Annotated in this window: 5 protein-coding genes; all 5 read left to right on the plus strand. The window is 28.1% G+C overall.

Translation table 11 applies throughout. The features are described 5' to 3' along the window. Positions 1-128 precede the first annotated feature (128 nt). Entirely contained in the window at positions 129-1,106 is a 978-nt protein-coding gene (locus E6248_RS11860; protein WP_316341013.1) for a rhomboid family intramembrane serine protease, read from the plus strand. A gap of 21 nt (positions 1,107-1,127) precedes the next feature. Further along, entirely contained in the window at positions 1,128-1,748 is a 621-nt protein-coding gene (locus E6248_RS11865) for a DUF2238 domain-containing protein (protein WP_316341014.1), read from the plus strand. Positions 1,749-1,967: 219 nt separating this feature from the next. After that, positions 1,968-3,314, plus strand: coding sequence for an NADP-specific glutamate dehydrogenase (gene gdhA, locus E6248_RS11870; protein ID WP_316341015.1), 1,347 nt, complete (start codon positions 1,968-1,970; stop codon positions 3,312-3,314). Between the two features lie 337 nt (positions 3,315-3,651). Beyond that, positions 3,652-5,043, plus strand: a complete 1,392-nt coding sequence (locus tag E6248_RS11875) for a glycosyltransferase family 2 protein (protein WP_316341016.1) — start codon at positions 3,652-3,654, stop codon at positions 5,041-5,043. Positions 5,044-5,336: 293 nt separating this feature from the next. Next, positions 5,337-5,996, plus strand: a 660-nt coding sequence (locus E6248_RS11880) for an ATP-binding protein (RefSeq protein ID WP_316341017.1), incomplete at its 3' end; no start/stop codon positions are given.

A 5,996-nucleotide genomic window follows, 5' to 3' on the forward strand; every position in this document is an offset into this window, starting at 1 on the left:
GTCTTAAGACAGCCCAATTGTAATTAAGAATTAAGAATTAAAAATTAATAAAAAAACTCCAAAGGAGTTACATCATCAATTCTACATTATTAATTTTTCATTCTTAATATCAAAAAGGTGGGGTTTACTTGAAAAAATTTGAGAAAATATTTTTCAATATTTTAACGAAAGAACTTAAATTTTATATGAAGAATTACTACAGTAATTTTCAGAGTGAAGATAAGTGGGTTGGGTTACTAAATTTAGAGAATACATATGTAGCTGTAGCTGTAACTTTTGACAAAGATGAAGCAATAACTTATAAAGAAGTTAAAGATTATTTAGAAGGTTCTTTAGATAAGCCTTTTATTATTAATCTTATAGTATTAAATGAGGGTGATTACTATGGAGATTATCACAATAGTAGTGGATATTATAATAAACTTGTGTTTTCACTAAGTGAAAGAAAGGTTATTTATTGCAGTGAAGGATCTAAAGTGTTTTTACAAGTTTTAGAATATATGAATAAATTAGATACTAAGAAAAAAAATGATTTTAAGGAATATAAAATAACTTATATTCTTATAACTATTAATATATTAGTTTTTTTAATAGAAGTATTTTTATCTGGAAATATATTTGATATAGATTTTTATACTTTAGTCTATATGGGAGCAAAGGTTAATCTTCTTATAGATAATGGAGAGCTATATAGATTATTTACAGCAGCTTTTTTACATGGTGGACTTATGCATATAGTATTTAATATGGGAGCTTTAAATATTATTGGTAAAGAAGTTGAAGCTATTTATGGAGCTAAAAAATATTTAGTTATTTATTTCTTATCAGCCCTTGGAGGTAATATATTTAGTTATTTAATGAGTCCGAGAAGTATATCTGTAGGAGCCTCAGGAGCTGTTTTTGGCTTATTAGGAGCAATGCTGGTTTTTGGTATTAAGGAAAGACAAAAAATAGGAAAAAGATATGCTAAAAATATAATTGAAACTATAGTTATAAATGTAGTAATTGGACTAACTATACCGAATATAGATAATTTCGGGCATTTGGGAGGTTTAGTTTTCGGAGGAATACTAGCATTTATATTAAGTGTTAAAAAGCAAAAATAAAGGCAACTTAGGAGTGATAGCATGGATAAAAAGAAATTAAATAAAGAGTTAATTGTAGCGGGATTATTCACCTTATTATTAATTGTTTCTGCTTTTTATGATTTTTTCTATAAAGATGGAGAAAAGTTATTTAGAATTGGATTGAATTTTCTTACTGTAATAGGTACATATTTGCTATATATTAAAAGTTTTTTAAGGGGATGCAAAATAATATACTATATAAATATGACCTTTGTATTTTTATCAATGTATTTAGCAAGTGTAATTGGCTTTTATTCAATAGATAATTACGATAAGTTCTTACATCTTTTATCAGGGGCAGTAATTGCAATAATAGGATATATATTGTTTCTATACTTAACTAATGAAAAATCTAGATCTGAAATGCATCCATTAACTGCAGCTATATTTGTTGTATTATTTGCTACAGCAGCGGCTGGAGTTTGGGAGATTTGGGAGTTTACAACAGATTCCCTATTTGGTTTATCAGCTCAAAATGGAAGTTTAAGTGATACCATGTGGGATATAATTTCTGGAACTGTTGTAGGTATAATAACATCAATTCCTATTTATTTACATAGCAAAGGTAAGAATATAAAAATTATAGATAAAATAGTTGAAGATATTGAAGAAAATAAGTAATTAAGTAAAAAAGAATAGAAGAATTAATGATATTAATTACTCGTTATTCAAAAAATGTAAATTTAACAAAAAATGGCCCTATTTAAATTTGCATATATCTATGAAAAGGTATATAATTTTAACGGATTAGCAAAAATTTATAATGTTTTAAAAAAATATAGTAAAAAAATCATTGATATTGTATGATATATATTATTGTAATTTAAGGAGTTGGGGTCAATGTTAGGAAAAGATTATGTAAATAAGGTTTTAGAAGAAGTTTCTAAAAGAAATAATGGGGAAAAAGAGTTTTTAGATGCTGTTACGGAAGTATTAAATTCACTAGTGCCAGTATTTGATAAGCATCCAGAATACATTGAAGAAGGAATATTAGAGAGAATAGTAGAACCGGAAAGACAAATATTCTTTAGAGTTCCATGGGTTGATGATAATGGTAATGTGCAAGTTAACAGAGGTTTTAGAGTGCAATTTAATAGTGCTATAGGACCATATAAGGGGGGACTTAGATTCCATCCATCAGTTAACCAAAGTATTATAAAGTTCTTAGGGTTTGAACAAATATTTAAAAACTCATTAACTGGTTTACCAATAGGTGGAGGTAAAGGTGGATCTGACTTTGATCCTAAAGGAAAATCTGATAGAGAAGTAATGAGATTTTGCCAAAGCTTTATGGCTGAACTATGTAAACACATTGGCTTAGACACTGACGTACCTGCTGGAGATATTGGAGTAGGTGGAAGAGAAATTGGTTATATGTATGGATATTATAAAAAAATAAGAAATGCAAATGATCAAGGGGTTTTAACTGGTAAGGGATTAACTTACGGCGGAAGTTTAACTAGAACTGAAGCTACTGGATATGGACTAGTTTACTTCACTGAAGAGATGTTAAATGATAATAATTCAAGTTTTAAAGATAAGACTGTAGTTATTTCAGGATCAGGAAATGTTGCAATTTATGCATGTAAGAAAGCTACTGAGCTTGGTGCTAAGGTGGTTGCATTAAGTGATTCTAATGGATATATATATGATGAAAATGGAATTAACTTAGATGTAGTTAAGGAAATTAAAGAAGTTAAAAGAGGAAGAATAAAAGAATATTTAGATAAAGTTCCAACTGCAGAATATGTAGAAGGATGTAGAGGAATATGGGGAGTTAAGTGTGATATAGCATTACCTTGTGCAACTCAAGGTGAAATAGACATAGAATCAGCTAAAATTTTAATTGATAATGGAGTTAAAGTTGTTTCAGAAGGTGCTAATATGCCAACATCATTAGATGCCATAGAAGCATTACAAAAAGCAGGAGTATTATTTGGACCTGCTAAGGCAGCAAATGCAGGTGGAGTTGCTTGCTCTGCATTAGAAATGTCTCAAAATAGTATGAGATTATCTTGGACATTTGAAGAAGTAGATGCAAAGTTAAAAGATATAATGGTTAATATCTATAAGAATTCTAAGAGTGCTGCAAAAGAATACGGAGTTTCAGGAAATATATTAATGGGAGCTAATATAGCAGGCTTTACTAAAGTAGCAGAAGCTATGATGTCACAAGGTATAGTATAATAGTATTAATCTCAATAATAGCAACCCCTATTTTGAGTTTATTAATAGGAATCTCTAGATTAAGCAAATTTTTTATTTTAATCTAGAGATTTCTTTTTTATGTTAAAAATATAAAAAATATAGGAAATCATTACATCTTTAAATTATTTATATCTTAATCTATGTAGGAAAGAATATTAAATGAAGAGTAAATTGTAATATGGCAATATTAATGAAATTTTAAGATTTCAACTCTTGATTTTTTACTCCTATTGGCATATATTTAATAAAGATGTCTAAGACAAAGTTTTATACTAGTAATATAAGGAAATATCCTTTATTTAAAGGAGTGAACAAAATGGGAGATATTATTTTAAATGTAACAGCAGTCTTTCAATTAACCGTTTTTGCAATTATGATGTATTATTTTATATTAGCTTTCTTTGGACTTAAGAGAAAGAAAGAAAAGAAAAATTACACTCCTACTAAGAAGTTTGCTATGATAGTAGCAGCTCATAATGAGGAAGTAGTAATAGGTAGATTAATTGAAAGTATGCTTCATCAAGATTATCCTAGAGAACTTTTTGATATCTTTGTAATTGCAGATAACTGTACTGATAACACTGCAAAAGAAGCAAGAAAACATGGTGTATATGTTTATGAAAGATTTAACAAGGATGATAAAGGAAAAGGATATGCACTTGAATGGATGTTTGATAAAATATTCAAAATGCAAAAAAAATATGATGCAGTAGCAATTTTTGATGCTGATAATTTAGTTTCAAAAAATTGGTGTAAGGAAATTAACTCTAAGATGCTTGAAGGCTACAAAGTAGTACAAGGATACATAGATAGCAAGAATCCAAATGATTCTTGGATAGCTGCATCTTATTCAATAGCTTTCTGGACTCAAAACAGAATGTATCAATTAGCTAGAGCAAATGTTGGATTATCTAACCAAATTGGTGGTACTGGTTTTGCAATTGACATTGATATATTAAAGGAATTAGGATGGGGAGCTACTTGTTTAACAGAGGATTTAGAATTTAGTTGTAAACTAATTTTAAATGGTGAAAAAGTAGGTTGGGCACATGACGCTATAATTTATGATGAAAAACCATTAACATTAAAGCAATCATGGGTTCAAAGAAGAAGATGGATGCAAGGTTTTACAGATGTTGCAACTAGATATTTCTTTAAACTTATTAAAAAAGGTATAAAGGAAAGAAAGTGGTTTATACTAGACTGTGCTCTATATTCAATACAGCCATTCTTTACATTAATGATGGGTATTTCACTAGTTTTAAGTTTTATTCAAAGTAATACTAGTGGTGTGAATATATACTTAGTAAGCTATTTAGTTGGTGATTTTTTCTTTAAAGTTATAGGTGTTATGCAATTCTTAATAACTCCTCTAATATTAAGATTAGATAAGAAGATTTCATCAGGACTTTTACTTGCCTTAACTTTCTATTCATCAAATGTATTTGTTATTCCTGCTATTTCAGCAAAACTTGATAATTATGGACAAATACTTTTAATGACAATAGGATTTAATATATTCTTCTTACTAGCGGTAATGTTATTCCTTGGAAAGAAAAAGCTTATAATGTTCTTTAGATTCTTATTATATTCTCTATATACATTAACTTGGATACCAATAACTATTCAAGGTATATTAAAGAAGAATAATAAGGAATGGAATCCTACTAAGCATGTAAGAAATGTAGAGATTTTTGATGTTCAATAAAAATAAATAATAAAGAATTAAATTAAGGGGTTGTTTGTTCAACCTCTTTTTTGTTCATAAAAATCCTATATAATAATAAAAATAAATTACGAACATTAGTTTGACATTTTTATAATAAACATTTATATTTTTATTTGTAGTTTAATTATGATAAAATTATAAAGATTAAATTTTTAACATAGAATACACTGGTGATATTGCATAATGAATATTTAGGACATGGATAATTTTAATTTTTTGATTATCATGTTTGTGCAATAACCATTTAATTTATAAATAATTCGGAGGTTTGTATGAGTACTGAGATAATGAAGGGATATGACGTTACAGATTTAACTTCCTTAGAAAAGCTTGAACCAGTTAGAGTAAGACCAGGTATGTATATTGGTTCTACAGGTAGTAAGGGATTACACCACTGTATATGGGAAGTTTTGGATAATGCTATAGATGAAATATCAAATGGTTATGGAGATAAAGCTACAATAATTATAAATAGAGATAAAAGTATAACTGTAATAGATAATGGAAGAGGTATTCCAACAGGTATTCATCCAACTAAGAAAAAATCAGGAGTTGAGATGGTATTTACAGAACTTCATACTGGAGGAAAGTTTAATAATAAAAACTATAAAACTTCCGGAGGTCTTCATGGTGTTGGAGCTGCAGTAGTAAATGCGCTATCTTCTTGGCTTGAAGTTGAAGTTCATCAAAATGGAAATATATATAAACAAAGATTTGAACATGCATATGATAAAGAGCTTAAAAGAATTATGCCGGGAACACCAGTAACTAAACTTGATATTGTTGGCAGAAGCAAGGAAACAGGAACTAAAGTTACTTTTATGCCAGATAAAGAAGTGTTTTCAAGTATAGATTTTAAAGTTGATATTATAGATGAGAGATTACAAGAATTAGCTTTTCAAAATAAGGGGATTTATTTAGAGCTTATAGAT

Origin of the sequence: Clostridium sp., assembly GCF_032552055.1 — a bacterium.
GTDB lineage: Bacteria > Bacillota > Clostridia > Clostridiales > Clostridiaceae > Clostridium.

Excerpts from the sequence above, each read along its gene's own strand:
- gdhA (WP_316341015.1), top strand. The coding sequence starts at position 1,968 with ATGTTAGGAAAAGATTATGTAAATAAGGTTTTAGAAGAAGTTTCTAAA.
- E6248_RS11875 (WP_316341016.1), top strand. The coding sequence starts at position 3,652 with ATGGGAGATATTATTTTAAATGTAACAGCAGTCTTTCAATTAACCGTT.
- E6248_RS11865 (WP_316341014.1), top strand. The coding sequence starts at position 1,128 with ATGGATAAAAAGAAATTAAATAAAGAGTTAATTGTAGCGGGATTATTC.